The following is a 23,929-nucleotide window of genomic DNA, read 5'->3' as shown; positions in this document are numbered from 1 at the left end:
AGGCAAACCAGAGTCAAATGATGAACGCGCACATTCCCTTTTCAACTGCCGATTTCGCTCTGGCGATGCGTCAACGGCAATGGGCGGAGAGCGCAAGACAGTTCGTCCGCTGCCGGCGCGTCATCGACGAGACGCACGATGTCCGCACATTCGTCTTTTCCACCGCTTCGGGCCACATGTTCAGCTTCAGTGCAGGCCAATATCTGATACTGCACCTGACGATCGACGGCGCCACGGTAACGAGATCCTACTCGGTTTCCTCGCCGCCGACCCGACCGCTCGACCTGCAGATCACGGTGAAGCGGGTGAAGGGCGGGCTTGTTTCCAACTGGCTTCACGACAATCTCCGGCCGGGCCACGACATTGAAATCGAAGGGCCGGTCGGACGTTTCAACTTCGACGATCTACCATGCGAGAAGCCGCTTTTCCTTTCCGGCGGCAGCGGCATCACTCCCGTTATGTCGATGCTGCGGGCGCTAACCGACCGGGCATCTGGCCATGACATCCGTTTCATTCACTGCGCTCGGACGGCGGACGACATCGCCTTCCGCGCCGAGTTGGAGGCGCTCGCCGCGCGATTCTCCAATGTCAATGTAAGCTTCATCTGCAGCCAGGAAGGTTCGGTGTGGCAGGGCCCTAAGGGTCGCATCGACGGCCCCATGCTCTTGCGGCTGGCTCCGGACCTTCACCAGCGCACGTCTTACGTTTGCGGCCCCGAGCCGTTTATGCAGACGGTTCGGACCTGTGTCGCGGAGATCGGCATCGCACCCTCGCAGTACCACGAGGAAAGCTTCGGCGGCGCCGTGGGTAATTCCATGCCTCTGCAATCGGCTGTCGCTGGCGTTACGCGCGTCCGCTTCGCCCGGTCCGGCGCAGAGCATCTTTGTGCGCCCGAAGAGACCCTGCTCGATGCGGCGCGCAATTGCGGGCTCCACATTCCCACCGCATGCCAGCAGGGTATTTGCGGAACTTGCCGGACGGTCAAGCTTTCGGGTGAAGTCGCGATGGACGACCTTGGAGGGCTCAGCCTTGAAGAGAAGGCGGCCGGTTATGTGTTGGCCTGCTGCAGCCGGCCGCAAGGCACTGTTTGCCTCGATCTCTGAATCTCATTGCGAATCCTGATGGAAAGCCCGGGTGCTCGCGCACGAGCCGGTTGTGCCTTGCCTCGCGCCAGGCCTGTCCGGCGGCGGGCGGTCCAGCAGCTCAGGCCACGGCATCGCCGACACACGGAACCGAGGTTCGGTTCGGCAATTAAAGGAGGGCGAACTGGTTTTGCGGAGGTTTGAGGTGAACGGGTTTTTGAATGTGGGGCTTTCGACGGTCGTGACGGGCACGGTCGTAAGCTTTGTGACGGCGGCGGTTCTAGCCCTTCTGGCCAAAGCCGAAGGCAAATCCGCACTGCAGCCGACCAACGCCACCAGCCACTGGCTGCACGGCGATAAGGCCGGTGCGGTCAGGAAAGCCGACCTCGCACACACTGCGGTGGGCTTCGGCACCCACCATGCCTCGGCCATGTTCTGGGCCGCTCCGTTCGAGGCTTGGCTCGCCCGAAACCCTCAGCGGTCGCCGCTGCTGATGCTGCGCGATGCCTCGGCAGTGGCCATGATTGCAGCCGTCGTGGATTATCTCGTCGTACCGAAGCGGCTCACCCCAGGCTGGGAGACCGTGCTTTCGAAGCGCTCGATCGCCGCCACGTATGTCGCGCTTGCTCTGGGCTTGGCTGCCGGCGGACTGATCGCGCAGGCGATGCGGAAGACGGATTGATCGGATTCCAAGACTGGCGAGAGACCGCCGATGGTATTCCGCTTTTCGCCTGGCAGGCAGGGCTCAACCGGCACCGGCAATCGCCAGAGCCCACCGACTCGGTCCAGATGTTCGGTGCTGGTTCGCACTCCAGCTCTGTCCCTTACCCAATGAGCCGACGAATGTGGCCAGCTCACCGCTGGCGCGTTAAAGTTGATCCAGATGATGCATGAGTTTCAAAAGGAACGAGTACAAGACCTGTTCGGGGTCATCAGCTTGCTCGCTGAGCACGTTATGCCCGCCAATGGCCAGCACGGCCTTCTACACCGGGTTAGGGTCCGGCATGAAGGTCCGCATTGGTTCAGCTTAGGACCGAGCCTGCGCCGAGCTGAATGTCTGCTCACTTACATCTCAGATTAGAAGCTGCCTGACCGCTTTCGGCCCAAACAGGACGGTGATTGCTTGGCGCTGAGCGTAGGCAATAGCGCACGGCGCCATTTCACCGTCACAGGCTGGGATTGCCCAAGAGGGCCATGGGATCCGTATCGCCTAGCGAATGATCTGCTAAACTTCGCATAATCCCGATATCACGAAACAATTGAAATTGTTCGCCTCTAAACCTGAGAACTAAAAGTGCGAGGTTGACAGCTTTGGAGAATATCAGCCGAGAGAACGATCATTCGACGGAAACATCCGGCGGCGCGGTTGCAAGCTTTGCCTGAAAAGCCCGCAGTTGCGCGGGGTTTCGACCCTGCTAGATCAAGGCGGAGAATGTTGGGGCAGGGTGCATCTGGCGGAGGGAGTGGGATTCGAACCCACGGTGGGCTTGCACCCACGCCGGTTTTCAAGACCGGTGCCTTAAACCGCTCGGCCATCCCTCCGTCGTGATTTTTCAATCACTTGGATGCTCGTCCTAATCTTAATTTGTACCTGTTGGTACTGCTGCGCCGCCCGAAGACCGTTCTCGCTTCATTGCTCTAGTGCGCCCGACGAAGTCCTGTCAACCGGCCATAACCCGTTCCTGCCAACGGCAGAGCATGGATGCTCGACGGCGGGACTGAAGCAGGACGAACAGCACTCTGCACCGAAGGTCGAAAGGCCGTGGTTTTTCACAGCGATCGCCGGGGCGGTTTGTGCCACAATCTCGCCCGGTTCCGACCACAATCGGTTAATACGGTGATAAGCAATTCCGGTGCACAAGGGATTGCGAATCAAGGTGGCGCTGGCATTTGTCGAGGGGTTTTAGCTCTGCCGACAGTCAAGTTGCGGTGCCTTTGTTGAGAGGGGACAATCGAAACATGCAGAGCACGGCGCGCCCGCATCTCCGTCGCGCTTGCGCTTTCACGTTGTTTGCCCTGTCGGCTGCCTTGCTGGCGGCTTGCGCCGCGCCACCACAGCCGAAGGCGATGGTCAACAAGAAGCCTCGCTCCAAGGAGTATTTTGCCGAATCCGAATATGGCGTAAAGGCCAGTCCGCGCGTCACCTTCAAGAAGTCCGGCTTGCAGCGTGGCGGCGGACGCGACCAGTTGGGCAAGCCCTATCAGGTGCGCGGCAAGTGGTATTATCCCAAGGAAGACAAGCGTTACGCCAAGGTGGGCCTCGCCTCCTGGTATGGCGACGCCTTCCACGGCCGGCTGACCGCCAACGGCGAAGTCTACGACATGACGCATCTGACCGGCGCGCATCCCACCATGCCGCTGCCGAGCTATGCGCGAGTCACCAATATGAAGACCGGCAGTTCGATCATCGTGCGCGTCAACGACCGCGGACCCTACCATGACGGGCGCATCATCGATGTGTCGAAACGTGCCGCCGAAATGCTCGACTATGCAAACATCGGCACGGCAAAGGTGAAGGTCGAATATGTCGGCCGTGCGCCGCTTGACGGCAGTGACGATCAGTATCTGATGGCCTCCTACCATCCCGGCAACAGGGCGCCGGATCCATCGGACGGCTTGCCCACCGGTGTCATGATCGCCATGAATGGACCATCGCCGAGCACCGCGTTGGGTGCTGCCGCCGCTCCATTTCCCGGTCAGTTGACGAATTCCGCATCCGCACAGCCTGTCCTGTCGGCGCAGACGCCGGCCGCTGGCAATGTGACGCTGCCCGATTTCGGGCCGATCGTGCCGGAACGTCCGGAAATCAATCTGCCGGCGCAATCGCCGTTCACAGTGGCGTCGCTGTCTTATGCGGACGAGCGCGTGCAGCGTGCCACCAATGTCTTTGCCGCGCTGGATGGCACCGGCATGTCGCCCGCCGAAATCCTTCAATCGTGGAAGCGGCAAGCGCCTTCGGCCGGTTCGCCCACGGACTATATCGCGGCGGGTTCGTTTGAGGATGCTGCCGAGGCGCAGCGTGTGGCCACCCAGCTTTCCGGCTTCGGCAAGGCCGAAATCCAGCGCTCTGAATTCGAAGGCAAGGACTGGTATTCGGTCAATCTCTATCCGGACGGCCATGGCAGCCTGGACGAGATGCTGCAGGCGGCATGGTCACATGGCGCACCGGACGCGCTCGTGGTTCGGAACTGACCGGCAAAACCTGAAGTTTTGCCCAGTTGTCCAAGGCGCGGTTGATCGGCCGAGACAAAGCCTGATAGCTTGTAGAGCTTGCCCAGAAATGCCGGCTGACAGGTCGAACCTCTCATGAAATCTCGCTTCGCCGCGCCTGTCGCCGGGCTCCTGGGTTTTGGCCTCCTGCTGCTCTCGCTGGCCCCGGCCGCGGCGCAGCTTTTCGAGACCAAGGCCGCACAGGCCTTCATGATCGATGCCGAAACCGGGACGGTGCTGTTTTCCAAGGACGCCGACAAGCCGATGCCGCCGGCGTCACTGGCCAAGCTGATGACGATGGAGGTGGTTTTCAACGCCATCAAGTCGGGGCGCGTGACGCTCGACGACACATTCGCGGTGAGTGAGAACGCATGGCGCACGGGCGGCGCGCCATCCGGAACATCGACAATGTTTGCCAAGCTCAAATCGACGATCCGGCTTGAAGACCTGATTCAGGGCGTGACGATCCAGGCAGCCAATGACGGCTGCATCATCATCGCCGAAGGCTTCGCCGGATCCGAGGCGAATTTCGCGACTGAGATGACCAACCGCGCAAGGCAGATTGGCCTCGCGAAATCGACATTCGTCAATTCAACCGGTCTGCCGGCCGAAGGTCAGCAAACGACGGTTCGAGAGCTTGCCCTTCTGGCCCTGCATATCTGGCGCGAGTACCCGGACTTCTATCGCTACTATGGCCAGACGGACTTCACCTGGAACAAGATCACTCAGAGGAACCGCAACCCGCTGCTGGCGATGGATATCGGCGCGGACGGCTTGGCTGTCGGCATGAGCGAGGCATCCGGCTTCGGCATCGTTGGCTCGGTCAGCCACAATGGCGCCCGCATCATCGCGGCGATGAGCGGACTAAAAAGCGACCGCGAGCGCGCCGAGGAAGCGCGGAAGCTGCTCGACTGGGGCGTTCGCGCCTTCCAGAAGACGGAGATTTTCGCCAAGGACGAAGTGGTCGGCGAAGCCCAGGTTTTCGGCGGTGCGAAATCCGGCGTGGCGCTGAAGGCAAAAGGGCCGGTGAATACCTTCCTGCCCATCGCCAACCGCGACAAGCTGACCGCCAAGATCGTCTATGACGGACCGGTTGCAGCGCCCGTGGAGGAGGGGCAGCCGGTGGGTGCACTGCGGGTCTGGATCGGTGATACGCTGAGCCAGGAGACGCCGCTTTTCGCGGCCGAATCGGTTGGCGTTGGCTCGCTGCCGCGGCGCGCGCTCGACGCCGTCAAGGAACTGGCCGTCGGCTGGCTGCGTTAGCACCGTTGCGGTGGACCTTTTTTCTGACCGGGACTATTACGGTTCCCGCAGTATGGAAGAAGGCTTTTTGATTGGTGCACGGATTTTTCATCACCTTCGAAGGCGGAGAGGGGGCAGGCAAGTCGACGCAGATCGAGCGGCTGGCCAGCAAGATGCGCGCCAAGAAATACGATGTCCTTGTCACGCGTGAGCCGGGCGGCTCGCCCGGCGCGGAGGCGGTCAGGCATGTCCTGCTTTCCGGCGCTGCCGAACCGTTCGGCCCCAGGATGGAGGCGCTGCTTTTCGCCGCCGCGCGCTCCGACCATGTCGAGCAGGTCATTCGGCCGGCGGTCGAACGCGGCTCGATCGTGCTTTGTGATCGCTTCATGGACTCCTCGCGCGTCTACCAGGGCGTCACCGGCGGCCTCGATCCGGCGTTCATGGGCGCGCTGGAAAAGGTCGCCATCAACGGCATGGTGCCCGACATGACGCTGATCTTCGATATCGACCCGGCCGAAGGATTGCGGCGCGCCACGGCACGGCGGGGCACCGATGCCGGCGCCGACCGCTTCGAAAAGGAAACGCTTGATATCCATCAGCGCCGCCGCGAAGCCTTTCTGGCGATTGCCGCGGCGGAGCCCGAGCGCTGCATTGTCGTCGACGCCTCCGCCGACCCCGACACGGTGGAGAATGTCGTCACCGCTGCCGTGTTCGCGGCTCTGGAGACGATGACGCCGGCGCACAGGAAGCAGGCGTCGCCAGGATGATTTTCGAACGGATCGCACCAGAACAGCACGACACGCTCGACGGCGTGCCGGAGCCGTCCGAGACCCCGCGTCTGGTCGGACATGGCCAGGCGGCGAACATGCTGGCCGCCGCCTATCGCTCCGGGAAGCTGCCGCATGCACTGATCTTTGTCGGACCGGTCGGCATCGGCAAGGCAACGCTTGCCTTCCATCTGGCGCATCATCTGCTGAAGCATCCCGCATTCGAACAGGCGCCGGACGTTCTCGCCGTTCCTGATCCGGCGTCATCGCTGTTTCGCCAGATCGCCACCGGCGCACATCCTTCGGTGCTGCATCTGACCCGCCCGCCGAACGACAAGACGAAAAGCTTCAAGACGGTCGTCACCGTCGACGAGATCCGCAAGGTCAGCCGCTTCCTGTCGCTGACCTCGCATGATGGCAGCTACAGGGTGGTGATCGTCGATCCGGCCGACGACATGAATGTCAATGCGGCCAATGCCTTGTTGAAGAACCTTGAAGAACCACCGGCACGCACACTGTTCATCCTCATCGTCCATGCACCGGGCAGCCTGCTGCCGACGATCCGCTCGCGCTGCCAGATGGTGCGGCTGGCGCCGCTCGATGCCGAGAGCCTGATGGCGGTTCTGGAGAACGTCGAGCCACCGCCGCCGGACGAACCCGCGGCGCGCGCGGCATTGGCCAAGCGGGCAGGGGGCAGCGCGCGCACCGCAATCCTGCTGACGCAGTATGGCGGGCTGGAAATCGCCGAGACGCTCGACGCCCTGGCGACAGCGAGGAAGAGCGATGTTGCCGGCGCCTATCGCCTCGCGGAGGCGGTCGCCGGTCGCGACCAGGCGATCCAGTTCGATATCTTCAATCGCCGTGCGCTCGACCTGCTCTCGACCGGCGCAAGCCAGGCCGCGCTGGCGGGCGATCTGGCGCGGGCGAAAACACTGTCGGATACTTGGCACGAGGCTTTGAACGCTATATCTGAGACCGACACCTACAATCTCGACAAGAAGCAGCACGCCTTGACCATGATCGACCGCCTGAATTCTGCAATGCGAATGTGACGGCCCATCGGGATGGCAATCGCCGTTTCGATGCGATATCTCACCGCTACATCTTCATTCAGACATTCATGACGGTTAATTCATGTCACGCGACACATTCTACATTACCACCGCGATTTCCTATCCCAATGGCAAGCCGCATATAGGCCATGCCTACGAATTGATCGCCACCGACGCACTCGCCCGCTTTCAGCGGCTCGACGGCAAGCAAGTCTTCTTCCTCACCGGCACCGACGAGCACGGCATCAAGATGCTGCAGACGGCGAAGCGGGAAGGCATTCCCGCGCGTGAACTGGCCGACCGCAACGCGGCCGATTTCCAGCGCATGGCAATCGCGCTCAATGCCTCCAACGACGATTTCATCCGCACTACCGAAGAACGTCACTATGCGGCCTCGCAGGCGATCTGGAAGGCGATGGCTGCCAATGGCGACATCTACAAGGGCGGCTATGCCGGTTGGTATTCGGTGCGCGACGAAGCCTACTACGGCGAGGAGGAGACCGAAGTCCGCGCCGACAATGTCCGCTACGGACCGCAGGGAACCCCGGTCGAATGGGTCGAGGAAGAGAGCTATTTCTTCCGCCTGTCGGCCTATCAGGACAAGCTCATCACGCTTTACGAAAGCCAACCCGATTTCATCGGCCCGGCCGAGCGGCGCAACGAAGTGATGAGCTTCGTCAAGTCAGGATTGAAGGATCTGTCGATCTCGCGCACCACCTTCGACTGGGGCGTGCCGGTGCCGGGTGACGAGAAGCATGTGATGTATGTCTGGGTCGACGCTCTGACAAATTACATTACCGGTGTCGGTTATCCAAATGAAAATGCTGACAATTGGCGCTTCTGGCCTGCCGATGCACACATCATCGGCAAGGACATCGTGCGCTTCCACGCAGTCTATTGGCCTGCCTTCCTGATGTCGGCCGGAATCCCCTTGCCGAAGCGCGTCTTCGGTCACGGCTTCCTGTTCAACCGCGGCGAGAAGATGTCGAAATCGGTGGGCAACGTCATCGACCCGTTCGCGATGGTCGAGCATTACGGCCTCGACCAGGTGCGCTATTTCTTCCTGCGCGAGGTGCCGTTCGGCCAGGACGGCAGCTATAGCCACGAGGCCATCGTCAACCGCACCAATGCCGACCTCGCCAATGGCCTTGGCAATCTGGCGCAGCGCTCGCTGTCGATGATCGCCAAGAACTGCGGCGGCGTAGTGCCGAAGCGCAGCGATCTGGCGGAGGCCGACAGGGCGATCCTCGACCAGGCGGTGGAGGCGCTTGCTACTGCACGCAAGACGATGGCGGAGCAGGGCATCCATCTAGCGCTTGCGGCGATCTTCGGCGTGGTGGCGGAGGCCGATCGCTACTTCGCCTCGCAGGAACCCTGGGCGCTCAGAAAGACCGATCCGGCGCGTATGGAAACGGTGCTGTGGACGACCGCAGAAATCATCCGACGCGTGGCGCTGCTCTGCCAGCCCTTCATTCCGGGATCGGCCGCTAAGCTGCTCGACCTGCTGGCTGTGCCGGCAGACAGCCGCGATTTCGTGCATGTCCACGCGGACTATGCGCTGGCATCAGGGGTTGCTTTGCCCGCGCCGGAAGGCGTGTTTCCACGTTACGTCGAGCAAACGGATGCAAGCGCCTAATGCTGGTCGACAGTCACTGCCATCTCGACTTTCCGGATTTCGCAGAGGAGCGGGCGGCCATCGTCGCCCGCGCTCTAGCCGCTGGAATCGGCCGCATGGTGACGATCTCGACACGTGTGAAGAGATTCAAACAAGTACTTGAAATAGCTGACTCTTTCGACGAAGTCTATTGCTCGGTTGGCACCCATCCGCACAATGCCGCCGAAGAGCTGGACGTGTCGGCCGAGGATCTTGTCCGGCTATCCGCTCATCCAAAAGTCGTGGCGATCGGCGAGGCCGGGCTCGACTATTTCTACGATCACGCGCCGCGCGATGCGCAGGCGCAGGGTTTTCGCATCCATATCGCTGCCGCGCGCGAGACTGGCCTGCCGCTGGTCATCCATTCGCGTGACGCCGACAGCGACATGGCCGATATCCTCGAGGACGAAACAGGGAAGGGCGCCTTCCCCTTCATCCTGCACTGTTTTTCGTCCGGGCGCAGGCTGGCCGAAGTCGGCGTGGCGCTCGGCGGCTACGTTTCCTTTTCCGGCATCCTGACCTTCAAGAATTCGGCCGAGCTGCGCGCCATCGCTGCCGACGTGCCACACGACCGACTGCTGGTCGAAACCGACGCGCCATATCTTGCGCCGATACCCTTTCGCGGCAAGCGCAACGAGCCTGCGTATGTGGCGCATACAGCCAAGGTGCTGGCCGAAACGATCGGTGTCAGCGAGGCCGAAATCGCTGCCGTCACCACGGACAATTTCTTCCGGCTGTTCGAGAAGATGCCGCGCCCAAGTGCGCTGAGCGCCTGACGCATGAGCGACCGGCTGCGCCTCACCATTCTCGGCTGCGGCTCATCGCCGGGCACGCCGCGCATCACCGGCGACTGGGGCAATTGCGACCCAGCCAATCCGAGGAACCGGCGCATGCGCACCGCAGCGCTCGTCGAGCGGATCGCGGCGAACGGCGACAGAACCACAGTCGTCATCGACACCGGGCCGGATTTCCGCGAGCAAATGCTGCTGGCATCGGTCAGGCGCATCGATGCGGTCGTCTATACGCATCCGCATGCCGACCATATCCACGGCATCGACGATTTGCGTGGCTTCGTGCTCGAGCAGCGTCATCTCATCGATATCCACGCCGACCAGCCCACCATGCTGCGGTTAAGGGAAGCGTTCAGCTACTGTTTCGAAACACCGCTGGGCAGTTCCTATCCGCCCATTGTCGAGCCCCATATCATCGACCACGCCAGGCCGGTCGTAATCGAAGGCGAGGGGGGTGCCCTCACCCTCGAGCCGCTGCCGCAGATCCATGGCGACATCATATCGCTTGGTTTTCGCATAGGCGGGCTCGCCTATTGCCCCGATATCAGTGATTTCCCCGACGCCACGGTCGAACGGCTGCGCGATCTGGACATGCTGGTCATCGACGCGCTGCAATACAGGACGCACCCGAGCCATCTGTCGCTCGGCCAAGCACTCGGCTGGATCGAAAAACTGGCGCCGAAAAAGGCCGTGCTGACGCATATGCATGTGCCGCTTGACTACGCCACGGTGATGGCCGAGACGCCTGATAACGTCGAGCCAGCCCATGACGGCATGACGATCGAAATCCCTTTTGAATCAGTATAACAGGCTCGGTTCTTCATGGTTGGCAGCATTGATCGTGTGGCCAGGGCAGCGGCCGATGCCGGCCTCGACATCGAGATCAGGCGCATGGGTGCCTCGACACGCACCGCTGAGGAAGCCGCCGCGCAATGCGGCTGCACGGTTGCACAGATCGTCAAATCATTGGTTTTCCAGGGAGAAGCTAGCGGAAAGCTGTTTCTCTTCCTGGTTTCCGGCTCCAACCAGCTCGATCTCGCCAAGGCTGCCGCGCTGACCGGCGAGCCGCTGAAGCACGCCGACCCGCGGCAGATCCGCGACGAAACCGGCTTTGCCATCGGCGGCGTAGCCCCAATCGGCCATCTGATTGCGATCCCTGCGTTCGCCGACGAAACACTGCTCGGCTTCGACCGTGTATGGGCCGCAGCCGGCGCGCACGACGCCGTGTTCGCAGCCGAGCCACACGCAATGGTCAAGGCAGCACAGGCTGTCGTAGCGACGCTGGCAGTCTGAGGTCCGGCACACCTGATATCGCAGCTATTCGGCGGCGACCGCGGTGTGCGCAGGCGGCAACATGATGTCGGGCGCAGCCGGCGCGAACAACATCTTTACGAAGCTGCGGAAGGCGAGAATCTGGCGTTCGAGGACGCGGGGGTCGCCGAGCCCCCGCGACATGATGATGCCGCCATCGATCACACAGGAGAACATGATGGCGACGTCGTCGAGGTCCATGTCCTTGTGGGCTGGATAAACGCTCGCGATCTCATTCAGCGCGTCGCGAAACCGCCCGTTCCAGGAGCGTACGGCGCTGGCAGCGATTTCGCGAACGCTGCGGTCGAAGAGGCGCTCCTGATAGGTGAACGTCGCAATCAGGCAGCCGGGGTGGCCGTTCGGCAGGTCACCCATCAGTTCGGCGAGCAACTTGAGCGTGATCAGGAAGGACTGCAACGGATCATCGGACAATTGCCGGCCGCGGTGAAACACATCGTCGAAGATGCGGTCGTTCTCCTCGACGTAGCGCAGCATCAAGGCGCGGGCGAGTTCGTTCTTGTCCTTGAAATGATAGAAGAAGCCGCTCTTGGTGATGCCGGCTTCGGCGATCACCTCCTCGATGGAAGTCGCGCCGAACCCCTTGGCGAGCACCGATGCCTCGGCGATCTCCAGAATGCGTTCGCGCGTTTCCGCACCCTTGCGCATGACCGAATGCCCTCAAATTTACTGTACCGGCGGTATGGTTTTCACACCCGCCAACTTCGGCACCGATAGCAATACGACCGACCCAGAACGGCTATCCGTCTGTAATTGCTGCGGTTCCCGCTTCGGTGGAGTACCGGACCACGAGCCTTCTACCGCACCGGTGGCACGTGCTGTTAAAACTTGGCTATTCCGAAACCGGCCGCAACCAAGGCGGCACGGTGTTATCTTACCACTGGAGACAAACATGGCCAAGTACCGCCAGAATCTGCCGCAACTCGCCAACAGAACATTCTTGAGCGATGGCGGCATGGAGACGACCCTCATCTTTCACGAAGGCCTCGACCTTCCGCATTTTGCTTCATTCACGCTGATGGCAACGCCTGAAGGCCGGCAGAAGCTCAAGGAATATTACGTCCGCTATCTGACCATTGCGCGCAGAGGCGGGACCGGGTTCATCCTCGACACGCCGACGTGGCGGGCCAACCCCGATTGGGGAACGTTGCTCGGCTACGGGCCGGAAGCGTTGCGGGCCGTCAACGAGAGCTCCATCGAGCTTCTTCTCGACCTGCGCAAGGAGTTCGAGACTGCCGAGACGCCTTGCGTCATCAGCGGCGCGATCGGGCCGCGCGGCGACGGCTACAAAGCTGGTAATATGGACGCCAACGAGGCGGAAGCCTATCATGCGGCGCAAATCGAGAGTTTCGCGCGGACCGAGGCCGACATGGTGGCGGCCTATACGCTCACCAATTTCCACGAGGCGATCGGCGTGGCGCGGGCGGCCAAGGCGCATGCGATGCCCTGTATGATCTCGTTCACCGTTGAGACCGACGGGAAGCTGGTGACCGGCATGACGCTCGGCGAGGCGATCGATAGGGTTGACGACGCCACGGACGGTGCGCCGGCCTACTATATGATCAACTGCGCACATCCGACGCATTTCATGCAGGCGCTGAAAAAGGGCGAGCGCTGGCTCGATCGCGTCTATGGCGTGAAGGCGAACGCTTCGGCCAAAAGCCATGCCGAACTGGACGAATCGGAGACGCTCGACGCGGGCGACCCGGACGACCTCGGGCGGCGCTACAGCGGGCTGAGAACCTCGTTTCCGACCATGCGCATCCTGGGCGGCTGCTGCGGCACCGACCACCGGCACATCGCAGCAATCTGCGAAGCCTGCGTGCCGCAGGCGGCGTAGGAGACTCTACCAGCCGCAGTTCCGCTGAGTTCCGAGGAACAAGGAACTGCGGCTGGGCCGAAAGGCAACGCAATCAAAACCGCACATCAGTTCCATAATCTATCTTATGCGACTTTCCGACGTGGAAGCCAGCCGACCGGGCAATCGACTATCCCGACGCGGCGGGCTTGAGATCATGGAGCGCAGCACGTCCCTGCGCGGTTGCGCCCTGGCGGAACAACCCTCATCGATACGTGTTAGACCTTGAGACCGGCAATTGTGGAAGGGTGGAATTCAGATGTCCAACAAGTCTGAGCAGCCAGTCGCCAAGGCACAGATGATGATACGCAAGCCCGTCGCAGAGGTCTTTCAATCACTGATCGATCCGAGGATCACATGTCATTTCTGGTTTTCCAAGGGTGCCGCACCGTTGCAAGTGGGCGAAAGGGTCAGATGGGATTGGGAGATGTATGGCGTGCATACAATCGCCGACGTAAAGGCTATCGACCCGGACGAGCGAATCCTGATCGAGTGGAACGGGTCTGAAAATCCGAGTTTCGTCGAATGGACATTTAGATCGATAGAAGACGGTCAGACCTTCGTCACGGTCAGAAACTGGGGCTTTTCTGGCGGCGCGGAGGAAGCGATAAATTCCACCGAAGGATTCACAAACCTGTTAGCAGCCATGAAGTTCTACCTTGAGCATGGCATTGAGCCCAATCTCGTCCTAGATCATGCACCGAACGCTCGCGTTATCTGAGAGGCAACCGTTCGCTTCGATTCAGTCGACTGACTCAATCTCGCATTCGGACGACCCCATCCTGCACCTCTCAACACCGAAATTTTCAGCTAAGACCATCACAAAATGACCGCCTCGCCTCCCTTTCTCGGCTTTCCCGATCGCTTCGCCGATGGCCGCATGCCTCGTGCGGTGATCTTCGGAGCCGGTCACGGCAGCACTTATCCCGGCAAGGACAGCAGCGGCTATGCCTTGGCCGCCGACGCCATTCGCGCTGCGAGCCAAGACGATGCCGAGCTCGTCGAGCACTGGGATTTCGACCTCAGCGGCCCGCTGTTCGACGGCAAGCCGGTCTGCTGCATCGACGCCAGCGACATCCCGACCGCTATGCATGATAATGCCGGCAACCGGGCCCGGATCGAGGCGAAGACGCGCGAGGTCCTGGCATTGCCCGCCGTACCAATCCTGCTCGGCGGCGACGATTCCGTACCCATTCCCTTTCTCGCCGGCTTTGCGGATCACGGGCCGATCTGGATCCTGCAGATCGACGCCCATATCGACTGGCGCGACGAGTTGCATGGCGAACGCCACGGCTATTCGAACCCGATGCGCGGGGCGAGCGAGATGCCGCATGTCGCCGGCATCGTGCAGGTCGGCATCCGTGGCGTCGGCAGCGCACGCCTCACTGACATCGAAGCGGCGCGGCGCTATGGCAGCCGCTTCGTGACCGCCCGCGAGGTTCACGCCCAGGGCGTCGAAGCCGCACTCCAGCATATTCCGGAAGGAGTACGGGTCGTCGTCACCCTCGACTGCGACGGCCTCGACCCCGGCATCATGCCGGGCGTGGCGGCGCGTACGCCCGGCGGCCTCACCTATACGCAGGTGATCGACCTGATCGCGGGCCTCGGCAGGCGGGCCAAGATCGCAGGATTCGACCTTGTGGAGCTCTATCCCCCGGCCGACATTGACGGCCTGTCGGCGCTGACCGCCGCGCGCCTTCTCGTCAATGTGATCGGCACCATTGTTAGGCAGGTTTGAAACCTGGATTCCTCTCGTAGCTTCAACGCCCCCTCGCCGCCCATGGACGCCCCGACGGGGTTCGTTGTAAACATTCCCACCGCTTGTTTTGGAGGAGACGCAGCATGGACCGATTCACCGGCGGTTGCTTGTGCGGCAACGTCCGAATTGTGGCGTCGGGACTCCCATACCGGGTCGGCATTTGTCATTGTCTCGACTGCCGCAAGCATCATGGGGCCCTTTTTCACGCTTCCGCGGTGTTCCCCCAGGATGCGGTAACGATCGATGGCGAAACACGCGACTACGCCGGGCGGTTTTTCTGCCCCCGCTGCGGCTCGACCATTTTCGGGCGCACCGCAGACGAAATCGAAGTGAACCTGGGATCCCTGGATGCCCCCGACCAGCTGATGCCAACATACGAAAGCTGGATCATCCGTCGCGAATCCTGGTTGCCACCGTTTCCGCTCAAGAGACGATATGAGCGCGATCGTGACGCCACGGGTCGCTTTGAGGAGTAGGTCGCACGCACGAACGGTGCGAGTGGCCGTTTGGGAGGGTCACGCCGGCGCGTCACTCCGGAAGACCGGCCTTGCGGTAACCTTCAACGAAATGCTCAAGCGTCGCAGCGTCCCGGAATGGCTCCGTCGTGGCCCAGTGGCGGGTTGTGAAATGCGGGTTGCCGACGAGAAACAGCTCGACCTCTGCGCGCGCCTCGTCGTGTCGGCCGAGTTGGGCAAGGCTTGCCGCCAGGAAACGGCGTGAGCTTGTACGATAGGTCTCATCCCTGCGCAGTGTGTCGACAGCGGCTTCGTACTCGCGCGCAGCATATTGCGCCTGGCCGAGCGTCAGATAGTACCAACTTGCCGGAAACGGGTTCAGCCGGAACGCCTTGCGAATGTGCTCAAGCCCCTCCTCGACCCGCCCGGCCAAGACCGCGATGTCGGATAATGCCGCCCAGGCATCGGCCTCGTTCGGGTCGAGCTCGATCGCCTTGGCGAATTCCGCATCGGCCTCGGCGAAGCCGCGCTCATAGGCAAGCAGGTAAGCCAAAACCCAGCGGCAGCCGGCATCGTTGGGGTCGATCGCCACCGCTTTGCGCGCCAGTTCCAAAGCAACGCTACGGGATGTTTCGGTTGGTCCGCCAGAATGCACCCATCCCATCCAGTGATTCATGGCAAGCCAGCGATAGGCCTCGGCATATTCCGGATCGAGCGAAATCGCGCGGGTGAGCATCAGATGCGCTTCCTGCGCCGTCTGCGGCGAATCATCCATCAGCTTGCGCGCCCGCACGCACAGATCGTAAGCCTCGAGATTTTTGGGTCGATTGCGCGGCGGCGGTGCACGCAGCCGGCCGAGCAACGCCTCCACGATCTTGCCGGTGACCTCGTCCTGAACGGCAAAGACGTCTTCCAGGCTGCGATCGAAGCGTTCCGCCCACAGATGATCGCCACTCTCCGCGTCGACCAGCTGTGCGTTGACACGCACCCGCCCCGCGGCGTGTCTTGCGCTACCCTCCAGCAGGTAGCGCACGCCAAGATCCTGTGCGATATCGCGCACGTCCGTCGCCTTTCCTTTGTAGGCAAAGACAGAGTTGCGTGCGATGACAAACAGGCCGGAGACCCTGGACAGGTCGGTGATCAGGTCTTCGGTCAAACCATCCGTGAAGGATTCCTGCTCGGGATCGTTGCTGATGTTAACAAAGGGCAGCACCGCTATCGATGGTTTGCCGGGCAGCGGCAAAGGTTTTCGCTTCGCGCCACCGAGCTGTTCGATGACCCCCGTGAACCGGTAGCCGACGCGCGGAACCGTGGAGATCCATTCACCGCCGTCGGTGGCCGGACCAAGCAGCTTCCTCAGTTGCGCGATCTGGACGGTGAGGTTGCCTTCCTCGACGGCAGTGCCCGGCCACGCCGCGTCCATCAACTCGGCCTTCTCAAGTATTTCGCCGGGCCGTCCGACGAGCGCCGCAAGCAGCTTCAACCCGCGGTAGCCAACGGCAACGGGGACATCGTTCCGAAGGAGTGTTCCCGCACCTGGATCAAGCACGAACGGACCAAAGGCAAAGCGCGATCCTTGCATACAGCGCATCTATAGCCGATTTGGAAGTTTTGAAAACTATTTGGGAGAGCTTAATTACGGCGCTGTTTGTATCCTGCAGAATTCAACCTCTTTCAGGTCGAGGGTCCCGGACCCTCAAACCATATGGAGGTTGCCATGAACGATACCCTTGCATCGGCGCCGCATCAGGCATCGCGGCCGGAAACGCCCGTGAGGCCGGCGGAAGTGTCGCGTCGGCACCTGACGACCCTGCGAAGCATTATCGCGACCTGGCGCGAGCGGACACGCTTTCGCTGGGAACTTAAGCAAATGTCGAAGGACAATCCCCACTTGATCGACGATATCGGTCTGACGAGACAGCAGGTCGAGGAAGAGATCGCCAAGCTGCCCTTCTGGCAACGATAAGGCGAATGCTGCAAAGACACCGGATCGCCAGTTTCCGCGTGCCGCAGTGGTTCGCCGGCGCGTCTCTAAATCGCTTTGACAGCTCGCTAGGAGATACGGCCTCGTCACAAATCTGCATTCAGCGCTTCATATAGCTCGACGATGACCAAATGCTGCCTCCTTATCATCGACCTGCTGAATGAGTATCTCGACCTGTGGGAAGCAGATAAAGCCGATCGACTGGTTCAGAATACCAACCGGCTGGTGGCCGCTTTCAGGAGTTTACAGCTCCCGGTGATCTGGGTGCGGCAGGAGTTCCGTTCGGATCTCAGCGACGCATTTCTTGAGATGCGCGACAAACGCATCGCCGTTACAATTCAGGGCACGAGAGGTGCCCTGCTTCACGCTGAGCTCGATTGGCAGCCAAGCGATGCGACGATAGTCAAGAAGCGCTACAGCGCGTTCTTCAAGACGGGACTTGACGAGCTACTGGCTGAATTTGGCGCCGGTGAACTGGTTTTATGCGGCGTCAATACACACGCCTGTATCCGTGTGGCTGCGGTGGACGCCTACGAGATTTCCGAGTGGTCTTGGCCGAGGAATGCATCGGCTCCTACGACGCAGAGCACGCGCGCGTCTCCCTGGATTACATGAACGGCAAGATCGCCAAAATAGCGACTGTTTCAGAGATCGTTGAAGCTCTCAGTGCGACCTAGTGAACGTCTGAAAGGCACCGCAACTTGCCACCAGACGGTCATGTCTCGAGTCACGGAGGTAGCTTCCCTGTTTCGGATGTAACCGAATTCCCCTCCCCGTGAAATTGTCCGGTAGTCCGCTGCTCCGATCATCGCGCTCCGGAAGTCAGGAGGATCGGATGGACAGTTACTTCGCTACCGAGCGCCACGATCAGATTCGGGATCGGGCACGGGCCTTTGCGGAGGCCGAGATCCGGCCCCGTATACCTGCCATGGAAGCCTCGCGGTCTGTAGACCATGATCTATCTTGGCTGATCGCCCGCCAGGGCTGGATCGGCATCACCATTGGCAAAGAATTTGGCGGCTTGGGTCTCGGGCATCTGGCCAAGACCATCGTCATCGAGGAAATCTCGCGCGTCAGCGGCGCCATGGGAGCGATGGTGCAGGCCTCGCAGCTAGGCGTCGCGAAAATTCTCCATTTCGGCAACGAAGCCCAGAAGCGGAAATGGCTTCCGGCCATAGCCAAGGGGGAATGTCTGCCGACCATTGCCGTAACCGAACACGAGTCCGGCAGCCACGTGCTCGGCATGGCATCGAACGCCGAGCGCGACGGGGACGCCTATATCCTCAACGGCCACAAGACGTATGTCGGCAATAGCCATGTCGGCGATCTGCATGGGGTGATCGTCCGAACCGGAGGCGGCTCGAAGGGTCTGTCCGCGTTCCTCGTAGAGGCGGATCGCCCCGGCTTCTCACGCGCTGCACTGAAGCCAGCGATGGGCCTGCACGGCTTCGGTTTTGGGGAACTTGTCTTCGACAACTGCCGGGTCCCCGCTGAAAACCTGCTCGGCAAGGAGGGCGACGGCCTGGCTGTGGCCTATTCTTCCAGCATCCTCTACGGAAGGCCCAACCTGACCGCCGTCGCGCTCGGAATCCACCATGCGCTTGTCGAGGAGACCGTGGCATTTGCCGCGCAGCAGCACCGTTACGGCAGCCCTCTTTGCGAACTTCCCACCATCAAGCAGAAACTCGGCCAGATGCAGTCGCGGCTGATGACCGCCCGGCTCGCCGCCTATCACGCCGTGCATATGCTGGACCGTGCCCTGCCTTGTGACGCTGAACTGATAAATGCCAAGCTGATCAACGTGGAGCACGCCTTGGATTCGGCCCGCAACGCCATGGAAGTGCATGCCGCTTGTGGATTGTTCGCCGACCGGCCCATCGAAAGGTTGTTGCGGGATGCGCACCACATCTTCGCGCCGGCGGGCACTTCTGACGTGCAGCTCCTCAGGTTGGCAGAGTTCGCCCTGGGCACATCGAAGACACAGTGGTCACAGCGGCTTGCTTCGTCGGCTGGATCGCAGGCCCACCATGAATGCCCAGTGTCCTACCAGCACTCTCCACCTTCGCGCGATGCAGCCACGAGCGATAGGCTCGTATCAGCCTAACCTTTTCTCGATTGCCATGCCTTCTACCCTCCCCGGCGCTCCCAACTGAGGTCGATGCGCGATCAGGTGATTGTCCCGCGTGAAAGAACCCCGGACTCGTGCGATCGACCAAGCCGAGCAGCGTCATATTTTCCCACAGAGCCGTCCATGAGACCGCCAGCAGGCGGCTGCCAACGGCCGACGAGCCATTGGCATATATCGTGTGGTCCGAGGCCGGACCCACCCGCACCGCGCATGGTCAGAATTCAATATCGCCGAAATCACCACCGCCATCGGAGCCGGCATCGTCTGCTTGGTCGGCTTGCTCTGGCTGTGGTGCCGGCGGTTCGGCTGCCTGCGCTTCGCCGCTTTCGCCAAACATGCCTGCGATCGCGTTGCCGAGAAGCACGCCGCCCGCCACACCCATCGCAGTCTGCGCGGCTCCGGCGAGGAAACCGCCGCCTGCCCCCTGCCGATCATTGCCAGAAAGCGGCTGCTCCGGTGCAGCGGCAGCGGTGCGCCCGACCCGCGGCACCGAACCCGAGCGCCTGGCGCCGCTGCCTCCGAAGAGGCCGCCAAGCAATCCGCCGCCGGCAGATTGCTGTGCCTGTTGTTCCAGTTCCTCGATGCGCGACTGTGCCGCGTTCAGGGCCTGCTCTTGCACGACGATTGTTTGCGCCATGTAGTATGGCGCGCCAGGCTGTCGGGCAATCTGATCGTTGATGAAGCGTTCCGCTTCGGCATCGCGCGGCGGCGTCTGTCGCTCAACATTCGCAAGTTTCTCAAAAAGATTGCCAATCGCCTGCTGGTCGTTCCTGTTCATGGGAAGCAACTCCGGTCATTTGCGCGCGCCGCGTCCAGGACATTCTCGCGGCGCGCTCTACGTCCCTATTTATGCATGTCGCTGCTTCAAAACCGCTGCCGCGACATGCATTTGATTTGACGCAGCTATTCGCGCTCGCCGGTGAAGTTCAGCAGCAACTGGAAGATGTTGATGAAGTTCAGATAGAGCGAGAATGCACCGAAGACGGCTAGCTTCTGCTGCGATTCCGCACCAAAATTCTCCGCAAACTGCTCCTTGATCGTCTGCGTATCCCAGGCGGTGAGACCGATGAAGACGGCGATGCCGATCACCGAAATGGCGAACTGGAGCGCAGTCGAGCCGAGAAAGATGTTGACGATGCTGGCAATCACCACGCCGATCAGGCCCATGATCAGGAAGGACGAGAACTGGGTCAGGTCGCGTTTGGTCGTGTAGCCGTAAAGGCTGGTGGCGCCGAACATGGTGGCGGCGATGAAGAAGGTGCGCGCGATGCTCGTGCCGGTGAAGACCAGGAACACGGAGGCCAGAGACAGGCCCATCACCGCACAGAATGCCCAAAACATCGCTTGGGCGCCGGCCGCCGACATCGTCTGCATCTTGAACGAGAACAGCAGCACGAAGGCGAGCGGCGCCAACATCACCACCCACTTCAGCGGAGTGGAAAATATCGGGACGTAGAGGGCTGGCGTAGACGCCACTATGAAGGCGATCACGCCCGTAACGACGAGGCCGACTCCCATGTAGTTGTAGACGCGCAGCATGTGCTTGCGCAGGCCTTCGTCGAAGACGGCCCCGGTTTGGGCTCCGACGCCCGTGCGGTATCCTAGATTGGGGGTATTCATGCGAGTTCTCCTTGGTGAGGGTCAGTAAAGCGTTTTGGCGAGCGTCTCGGCGGTGCGATCGAGATCGCGGATACCGCTTCGGGCGACGACCGCGTAGGCGACTTCGCCGATCTGGAAATAGGCCGAGGAAATTTCGCCAGAGGGGGCGGCGGTCGGCTTGACCACGTCGAACGTTCCGGGCCTGATCGCGAAGAGCGAGACCAGTCCCAGGTCCCTTGTTTCGACAGCCATCTCGACGCTCGGGCCGAACCGCGACGGATAAATCTGGACGTCACGAACCTTCCAGTCCTTTGGCAGCGACGGCATGACGATCGCCGTGGCGGCGCGGATTTCGTCCGCATCGTAGTCAGGCGCTTCAGGCTGGGATGACATGGCCTCGCGCATGATTGTCGTCCCATGTGCCCGGATCGCCTCCTCCAGATAGGCGGGCGGCTGTGTCGAGGCGACGACCTTCGTCACCGATATCGGCCCGACGATGCCGTTCGCCAGCCAGCCCGCGGTCAGCAGGACTGCGACTGCCGCAGCCCGGCGCAACGTGCCTAACACGCGACCCCGGGCCAGCCCGCGTTCCAGCCGCCGCGCCGCGTCGGCCGTTGCCGGCCGCGCCATGCCCTTGGATCCGGCAAGTGCCACGCGCAGTTCGTCGCGCGTCCTGAGGTCGGACATCACGCGAGCGGCGGCCTCCGGACGGGCGGAAAGAAATGCCTCGACCTCGATGCGGCGGGCAACGTCCAGCTGGTCGTCGACATAGGCGTCGAGATCGGCATCGGTCACCGGGTCGCGCAGTTCGTTCATCGCAGACATCACGGGCCTCCCACGATCCTGAGGTGGCTTTTCACACGCGCCGGCAATTTGTCCTCCATCTCACGGAGCGCCGCCCGCGCCCGGCCGATGCGCGACATCAGCGTTCCCAACGGCACGCCGCTGGCCTCGGCCGCCTGGCTGTAGGTAAGTCCCTCGATGGCGACGAGATGCAGCGCCGAGCGCTGCTCTTCCGGCAATTTGAAAAAGGCTTCGCGCACCTGCGCCAAGCGGACGGAATGCTCCTGGGGAGCCTGCATACTGGCGTCGGCAAGATACCCGGCCTGCTCGACGCGCGCCGCTTCAGACTTGCGGGACCGCAAGCCGTCAATGAAAGCGTTGTGGACGATCGACAGCAGCCATGCGCGCAGGTTTCCGCCGGATCGGAAGGTGCCGCGCCGCTCATAGGCGCGCACCAGCGCGTCATGCACCAGATCCTCTGCCTCGGCGCTGTCGCGCGTTAGCGAACGCGCGTAGCGCCGCAGGGAACCAAGCTGTCCTATGATATCGAAGCGTGGCATCGACCCTCTCATGTCCTGTTTACGGAGCATGGCAGGTTTTTAATCCCGCTCTTTGAATTTTTTGCGATCCGGGAAGGTCAGACATAACGGTGCAATGCCTCACCATCGCGCGTGCGGCTTCTTTGTCCGCGACCGAGCGGCCCTCCCCTCAGCCGCCACAATTCGCCGTGCGGCTTAGCGGCGCCGGGGATTTCGATGTTTACACGTGAATTAATTTGTGACGCGGAAAATCGCGAAGGTGTCATCTTTTTCGGGGCACTTGCGAGTTATAGGCAGGAAACATTCACCGCCGAATCTTCCCTTCGCCGACGGTCCTTTGGGCCCGCTTTGTTCCACGAATTATCGACCCGATATGACAAGCCCCGACACGACAGGTAATGCGCCAACCCAGCGGGATACCCGCATCGATGTCTTCCGCGCGCTAGCGCTACTGACGATCTTCGTCAACCATGTGCCCGGGACGGTCTTCGAGTATTTCACGCACAAGAATTTCGGCTTTTCCGATTCGGCCGAAGCCTTCGTGCTGATTTCTGGTATCGCTGTCGGGCTCGCCTACGGACAGAAGTTCCGGCCGGGAAACCGGTTGCTCATCACCCTGAAGGCCTGGCGGCGCGCGGGTGTCCTCTATGTCACCCACGTCATGACCACCGTGGCGACGCTGGCGATCTTCTCGGCAGCTGCACTGCATTTCTCGCGGCCCGATCTTTTGAAGCTGATCAACATCCAGATGATCATCGAGGACACGCCGGAAGCGCTGCTCGGCATCGCCGCGCTCGGGCATCAGATCGGCTACAACAACATTCTTTCCATGTATGCCGTGGTGCTTCTGATGATGCCGCTTTTCCTGTGGATCGGCACGTTCAGCCTGCGGCTGATGCTCGCTGCGTCCGCTGCCCTCTGGCTCATCGCCGGCATTTTCCAGATCGCGCCTTCGAATTTTCCCGGCGACGGCTTCTGGTTCCTGAACCCGCTCTCCTGGCAATTTCTGTTTGTCATCGGGATCGCCGGCATGCTGCATGTCAAGCGCGGCGGCGAAATCCGCTTCAACTGGATGATGACGAGCGCGGCCGTCGGGTATCTGGTCGGCGCGCTGATTTGGGTGCGGCTGCCGCTGTGGGGCATCGAGACGGCCTCCGGCCTGCCTACCGTGCTGACCGGTTTCGATAAGACATTCCTGTCGCTGTCGCGGCTCATGCACATTCTGGCGATCGCCTATCTGATCGTGACGCTCCCGGCGCTTTCCAACCTGGCGAGGACCAGGCCCGGACACCCGCTCGCGGTTCTCGGCAAGCATTCGCTGCCGGTCTTCATCGCCGGAACGATCCTCGCCATGATTGCGCAGGTCATGAAGGTCGTCAGCCCAGGCGGGTTGCTCTACGACACGATCCTGATCACGACAGGCATCGCGCTGCAGTTCGGCTTCGCCTACTACCTCGAATGGTTGCCGCGGATCGGTTGGGGTGCCAAGAAGCAGCAACCTGCCGCTGCCTTGCCGTCTGCTGCCCTCAAGCCAGCGTGATAGAACGGCGCGACGCGCCGTGCCATCAAGGCCTTTCGCCGGGTGCGAGCCTCTCCTCGAGGCACGCTATGGATTTCTATGTCCAGTCCCGGTTGGCGGTTTTCAACTTGGCGCAAATGAAAACCGCTGGCGCAGCACGGCCGATTTGCGTATCACT

24 protein-coding genes and 1 tRNA gene are annotated in these 23,929 nt (G+C 61.5%); 18 read left to right on the top strand and 7 right to left on the bottom strand.

Features of this window, described 5'->3' with window-relative positions; all coding sequences use genetic code 11:
* The first annotated feature begins 20 nt into the window (after nucleotides 1–20).
* Entirely contained in the window at nucleotides 21–1,103 is a 1,083-nt protein-coding gene (locus tag CIT25_RS29275) for an FAD-binding oxidoreductase (protein WP_158302665.1), read from the top strand.
* 31 nt (nucleotides 1,104–1,134) lie between these two features.
* Complete coding sequence (locus tag CIT25_RS29270) at nucleotides 1,135–1,764, top strand: hypothetical protein (RefSeq protein WP_245330030.1); 630 nt, start codon at nucleotides 1,135–1,137, stop codon at nucleotides 1,762–1,764.
* A gap of 770 nt (nucleotides 1,765–2,534) precedes the next feature.
* On the opposite strand, the gene CIT25_RS29265 is transcribed toward CIT25_RS29270, so the two are convergent.
* Nucleotides 2,535–2,624, bottom strand: a tRNA-Ser gene (locus CIT25_RS29265).
* Nucleotides 2,625–3,041: 417 nt separating this feature from the next.
* On the opposite strand from CIT25_RS29265, the gene CIT25_RS29260 reads away from it, so the two are divergent.
* The 8 genes from CIT25_RS29260 to CIT25_RS29225 all read left to right on the top strand — a co-directional run bounded on the left by CIT25_RS29260 (nucleotide 3,042) and on the right by CIT25_RS29225 (nucleotide 11,091).
* Complete coding sequence (locus tag CIT25_RS29260; protein WP_095488647.1) at nucleotides 3,042–4,274, top strand: septal ring lytic transglycosylase RlpA family protein; 1,233 nt, start codon at nucleotides 3,042–3,044, stop codon at nucleotides 4,272–4,274.
* 114 nt (nucleotides 4,275–4,388) lie between these two features.
* Nucleotides 4,389–5,555 carry a D-alanyl-D-alanine carboxypeptidase family protein gene (locus CIT25_RS29255; RefSeq protein WP_095488646.1) on the top strand — a complete coding sequence of 389 codons (1,167 nt, stop codon included), beginning with the start codon at nucleotides 4,389–4,391 and terminating at the stop codon, nucleotides 5,553–5,555.
* Nucleotides 5,556–5,626: 71 nt separating this feature from the next.
* The gene (gene tmk / locus CIT25_RS29250; protein ID WP_095488645.1) at nucleotides 5,627–6,301 is read left to right on the top strand and encodes a dTMP kinase; all 675 of its coding nucleotides are present in this window, start codon (nucleotides 5,627–5,629) and stop codon (nucleotides 6,299–6,301) included.
* A complete protein-coding gene (locus CIT25_RS29245) occupies nucleotides 6,298–7,353 on the top strand; it encodes a DNA polymerase III subunit delta' (protein ID WP_095488644.1) in 1,056 nt (351 codons plus the stop codon). Before tmk ends, CIT25_RS29245 begins: the two co-directional genes overlap by 4 nt.
* Before the next feature lie 82 nt (nucleotides 7,354–7,435).
* The gene (gene metG, locus CIT25_RS29240; RefSeq protein ID WP_095488643.1) at nucleotides 7,436–8,989 is read left to right on the top strand and encodes a methionine--tRNA ligase; all 1,554 of its coding nucleotides are present in this window, start codon (nucleotides 7,436–7,438) and stop codon (nucleotides 8,987–8,989) included.
* Nucleotides 8,989–9,783 (top strand): TatD family hydrolase, encoded by a 795-nt coding sequence (locus tag CIT25_RS29235; RefSeq protein WP_095488642.1) that lies wholly within the window; start codon nucleotides 8,989–8,991, stop codon nucleotides 9,781–9,783. The genes metG and CIT25_RS29235 overlap by 1 nt, the downstream gene beginning before the upstream one ends.
* A gap of 3 nt (nucleotides 9,784–9,786) precedes the next feature.
* Nucleotides 9,787–10,605 (top strand): MBL fold metallo-hydrolase, encoded by an 819-nt coding sequence (locus CIT25_RS29230; protein WP_095488641.1) that lies wholly within the window; start codon nucleotides 9,787–9,789, stop codon nucleotides 10,603–10,605.
* A 15-nt stretch (nucleotides 10,606–10,620) separates the two neighbouring features.
* Nucleotides 10,621–11,091: a YbaK/EbsC family protein gene (locus tag CIT25_RS29225; protein WP_095488640.1), complete on the top strand. Its 471-nt coding sequence runs from the start codon at nucleotides 10,621–10,623 to the stop codon at nucleotides 11,089–11,091.
* A gap of 24 nt (nucleotides 11,092–11,115) precedes the next feature.
* On the opposite strand, the gene CIT25_RS29220 is transcribed toward CIT25_RS29225, so the two are convergent.
* The gene (locus CIT25_RS29220; protein WP_095488639.1) at nucleotides 11,116–11,775 is read right to left on the bottom strand and encodes a TetR/AcrR family transcriptional regulator; all 660 of its coding nucleotides are present in this window, start codon (nucleotides 11,773–11,775) and stop codon (nucleotides 11,116–11,118) included.
* Between the two features lie 244 nt (nucleotides 11,776–12,019).
* Between CIT25_RS29220 and CIT25_RS29215 the strand changes: the two genes are divergently transcribed.
* The 4 genes from CIT25_RS29215 (at nucleotide 12,020) to CIT25_RS29200 (ending at nucleotide 15,220) form a co-directional block, all read left to right on the top strand.
* On the top strand, nucleotides 12,020–12,967 hold the full coding sequence (locus CIT25_RS29215) for a homocysteine S-methyltransferase family protein (protein WP_095488638.1): 948 nt from the start codon (nucleotides 12,020–12,022) through the stop codon (nucleotides 12,965–12,967).
* Nucleotides 12,968–13,244: 277 nt separating this feature from the next.
* Nucleotides 13,245–13,706, top strand: coding sequence for an SRPBCC family protein (locus tag CIT25_RS29210; protein ID WP_095488637.1), 462 nt, complete (start codon nucleotides 13,245–13,247; stop codon nucleotides 13,704–13,706).
* A gap of 105 nt (nucleotides 13,707–13,811) precedes the next feature.
* Complete coding sequence (locus CIT25_RS29205; RefSeq protein WP_095488636.1) at nucleotides 13,812–14,723, top strand: agmatinase; 912 nt, start codon at nucleotides 13,812–13,814, stop codon at nucleotides 14,721–14,723.
* 104 nt (nucleotides 14,724–14,827) lie between these two features.
* Nucleotides 14,828–15,220, top strand: a complete 393-nt coding sequence (locus tag CIT25_RS29200) for a GFA family protein (RefSeq protein ID WP_095488635.1) — start codon at nucleotides 14,828–14,830, stop codon at nucleotides 15,218–15,220.
* A 52-nt stretch (nucleotides 15,221–15,272) separates the two neighbouring features.
* On the opposite strand, the gene CIT25_RS29195 is transcribed toward CIT25_RS29200, so the two are convergent.
* A complete protein-coding gene (locus CIT25_RS29195) occupies nucleotides 15,273–16,781 on the bottom strand; it encodes a winged helix-turn-helix domain-containing tetratricopeptide repeat protein (protein WP_095488634.1) in 1,509 nt (502 codons plus the stop codon).
* Between the two features lie 135 nt (nucleotides 16,782–16,916).
* Here CIT25_RS29195 and CIT25_RS29190 point away from each other — a divergent pair, with 135 nt between their 5' ends.
* The 3 genes from CIT25_RS29190 (at nucleotide 16,917) to CIT25_RS29180 (ending at nucleotide 19,287) form a co-directional block, all read left to right on the top strand.
* Nucleotides 16,917–17,165: a DUF1127 domain-containing protein gene (locus CIT25_RS29190; RefSeq protein ID WP_095488669.1), complete on the top strand. Its 249-nt coding sequence runs from the start codon at nucleotides 16,917–16,919 to the stop codon at nucleotides 17,163–17,165.
* A 141-nt stretch (nucleotides 17,166–17,306) separates the two neighbouring features.
* Nucleotides 17,307–17,798, top strand: coding sequence for a cysteine hydrolase family protein (locus tag CIT25_RS29185; protein ID WP_206073008.1), 492 nt, complete (start codon nucleotides 17,307–17,309; stop codon nucleotides 17,796–17,798).
* Between the two features lie 220 nt (nucleotides 17,799–18,018).
* On the top strand, nucleotides 18,019–19,287 hold the full coding sequence (locus CIT25_RS29180; protein ID WP_095488633.1) for an acyl-CoA dehydrogenase family protein: 1,269 nt from the start codon (nucleotides 18,019–18,021) through the stop codon (nucleotides 19,285–19,287).
* A 238-nt stretch (nucleotides 19,288–19,525) separates the two neighbouring features.
* Here the strand turns inward: CIT25_RS29180 and CIT25_RS29175 are convergent, their stop codons facing one another.
* The 4 genes from CIT25_RS29175 to CIT25_RS29160 all read right to left on the bottom strand — a co-directional run bounded on the left by CIT25_RS29175 (nucleotide 19,526) and on the right by CIT25_RS29160 (nucleotide 22,253).
* Nucleotides 19,526–20,089: a DUF2076 domain-containing protein gene (locus CIT25_RS29175; RefSeq protein WP_095488632.1), complete on the bottom strand. Its 564-nt coding sequence runs from the start codon at nucleotides 20,087–20,089 to the stop codon at nucleotides 19,526–19,528.
* Between the two features lie 125 nt (nucleotides 20,090–20,214).
* Nucleotides 20,215–20,931: a Bax inhibitor-1/YccA family protein gene (locus CIT25_RS29170; RefSeq protein ID WP_095488631.1), complete on the bottom strand. Its 717-nt coding sequence runs from the start codon at nucleotides 20,929–20,931 to the stop codon at nucleotides 20,215–20,217.
* A 21-nt stretch (nucleotides 20,932–20,952) separates the two neighbouring features.
* On the bottom strand, nucleotides 20,953–21,726 hold the full coding sequence (locus tag CIT25_RS29165; RefSeq protein WP_095488668.1) for an anti-sigma factor family protein: 774 nt from the start codon (nucleotides 21,724–21,726) through the stop codon (nucleotides 20,953–20,955).
* An 8-nt stretch (nucleotides 21,727–21,734) separates the two neighbouring features.
* A complete protein-coding gene (locus CIT25_RS29160; protein WP_245330029.1) occupies nucleotides 21,735–22,253 on the bottom strand; it encodes a sigma-70 family RNA polymerase sigma factor in 519 nt (172 codons plus the stop codon).
* A 352-nt stretch (nucleotides 22,254–22,605) separates the two neighbouring features.
* On the opposite strand from CIT25_RS29160, the gene CIT25_RS29155 reads away from it, so the two are divergent.
* Entirely contained in the window at nucleotides 22,606–23,772 is a 1,167-nt protein-coding gene (locus tag CIT25_RS29155; protein ID WP_095488629.1) for an OpgC family protein, read from the top strand.
* Nucleotides 23,773–23,929: the final 157 nt, after the last annotated feature.

This window comes from Mesorhizobium mediterraneum, from assembly GCF_002284565.1.
Taxonomy (GTDB): domain Bacteria; phylum Pseudomonadota; class Alphaproteobacteria; order Rhizobiales; family Rhizobiaceae; genus Mesorhizobium; species Mesorhizobium mediterraneum.
Note: the sequence above shows the minus strand (reverse complement) of the source record. Positions and strands in the feature narration are given on the sequence as shown.